Source organism: SAR202 cluster bacterium, from assembly GCA_016872355.1.
GTDB lineage: Bacteria > Chloroflexota > Dehalococcoidia > Lucifugimonadales > VGZY01 > VGZY01.
On the sequence record VGZY01000130.1, the window covers coordinates 1 to 2228 of the forward strand.

Below are 2228 nucleotides of genomic sequence, written 5' to 3' on the forward strand. Positions count from 1 at the left end.
GTAGCATGTTGTTTAGAGCTCTGCCTGACATGTTCTTCTACCTGGGGGACCCGAACATACCGTCATCCACCAATGGCCTTGAAGGCTACTTCTCCAGGCTCAAAGCTCGATACCGTCAGCACAGGGGACTGAGCACGAACAATCGCTATCAGTATTTCACTTGGTACTTTTACCTTGTACCACGCTGATCACACATTTTCTGCAAATATGCCCGAAATGACAATGTGGCTCGCTTGCCACGGTTGTCTTCATCCACGCCCGGTGTACTGGACCCACCTAACCCCAGTTGACAACATCGCTCCCATCTCTCACGATTCATAACATCATTTCCTAACTCTCTCTTAATTTTGCGCTCTCTGCGTACTCTGCTCCGATGGAATACGGAGCCCCTGCCAACATGTTGGGAGGAGCCCCGTATAGCATCGGGGCGATTAATCTCTCCCCGGAGCCCCGAATGCGAAAGACTGCTGACGTTGTTGTTATCGGCGGCGGGATCATCGGCGCCAGCATCCTGTACCACCTGGCCGAGCTCGGCGTGAAACGTGCCGTGCTGGTGGAGAAGAGCGCACTCGCCTCAGGCTCCACAGGCGACTCCGCCGCCATCGTGCGGCAGCACTACTCCAACGAGGTCTCCGTCCGCCTCGTCCGCCGCAGCGTCGAGATATTTCAGACCTTTGAGGAGCGCTTCGGCCACAAGGTCTTCTCCAACACTGGCTGGCTCTTCCTCACGCCACCGGAGGCCGAGTCCGCCTTCCACGACAACCTTCCACGGCTCAAGGCTCTCGGCGTCCGCACGTGGGAAGTGCCCGTGGAAGAGGCGAGGAAGATGCTCCCCGGCCTCAACCCGGAAGGCATCGCCCATGTTGCATACGAGCCCGACTCCGGCTACGCCGACCCCCACGCGACCGTCCTCGGCTTCGTAGACAAGGCGCACGCCATGGGCGCTGAGGTCTACGTCAACACGCCGGCGACGGGGCTGAAGATGTCCGGCCAGAAGGTCACCGGCGTTGTCACCAATAAGGGCGAGATCGCAGCGGGCGCAGTTGTGAACGCCGCCGGGCCGTGGGCGAAGCAGGTCGGCGCGTGGGCAGGCCTGGACCTGCCGCTGGAGATATCCCGCGAGCAGGAGATACTCGTCCAGCCCGCGCCGGGGACTCCGCTAATGGGAATGGCCGTCTCCAACATGGTGGACCGCTTCTACATGCGCCCCCAGAAGGGCGGGACCATCCTCGTAGGCGTCGGCCACCCCAAGGAGAACGAGCCCGCAGACCCGGACACCTACACCAAAAAGGCCACCCCCGGCTTCATAGAAGACGCCGCGGGCCGCCTTTCACATAGGCTCCCGCACATGGCGACGGCGACCGTAAAGTCCGGCTGGGCCGGGCTGTACACCATCACCCCCGACTGGAACATGATCGTGGACCGCGCCCCCGGCGTGGACGGCCTCTACCTCGCCGTCGGCGGCAGCGGCCACTCCTTCAAGCTCGGCCCTGCCATCGGCCAGTGCCTCGCCGAGACCATCGTCCACGGCAAGGCCAAAACCGTGGACATCACCGCCCTCCGCGCCACCCGCTTCGCCGAAAAGGCGGCTCTGCGCTCTACCTACGGCGGGAACCGGGGGTAGGCGGAGGGTAGTGAGTTGAGAGTTATGAGAAGTGAGTTGGTGACCAAATGACGATCCGCGCCCTCATATTTGATTTCGACGGCACCATCGTTGACACGGAAACGCCCGGGTTCCTGTCCTGGCGTGCGACGTTCCTGAAGCATGGCCTTACTCTCACAGAGAAGCAGTTCGAGGGATGGGTGGGCACCAGCGCGGACATGGCGTGGTTTAACCCCAAGAACGTCCTCCGGGCGCATCTCAACGACGAGCCGGCCGTGCAGGCCATCGACGAGGCGCGGGAGCGCGAGGATCTGGCGGTCATCCGGACCCAGCCCGTAATGCCGGGCGTGGTGGAATACCTCGTTCATGGCCGAGCGCGTGGCCTTAAGCTCGCCGTAGCCTCAAGCTCGTCGTGGAAATGGGTCTCGGAGCACATGGGCCGCGTGGGCCTGGTTGACCGGTTCGACCTCATAAAGTGCGGCGACCAGGTGGCGAAGCGCAAGCCGGCCCCGGACCTTTATCTGGCTGCTCTTGAAGGGATGGGAATTGCGGCGCACGAGGCTGTGGCGTTTGAAGATTCCACGAACGGTATCTCGGCTGCGAAGGCTGCGGGCATATTCACAGT

The 2228-nt window shown here is 62.1% G+C and carries 2 protein-coding genes; both read left to right on the forward strand.

Annotated elements, in window-relative coordinates; translation table 11 throughout:
* The first annotated feature begins 373 nt into the window (after positions 1–373).
* Positions 374–1624 (forward strand): FAD-binding oxidoreductase, encoded by a 1251-nt coding sequence (locus FJ319_14710; GenBank protein MBM3935516.1) that lies wholly within the window; start codon positions 374–376, stop codon positions 1622–1624.
* A gap of 47 nt (positions 1625–1671) precedes the next feature.
* Positions 1672–2228: HAD-IA family hydrolase (locus tag FJ319_14715; protein MBM3935517.1), on the forward strand; the 557-nt coding region annotated here is incomplete at its 3' end.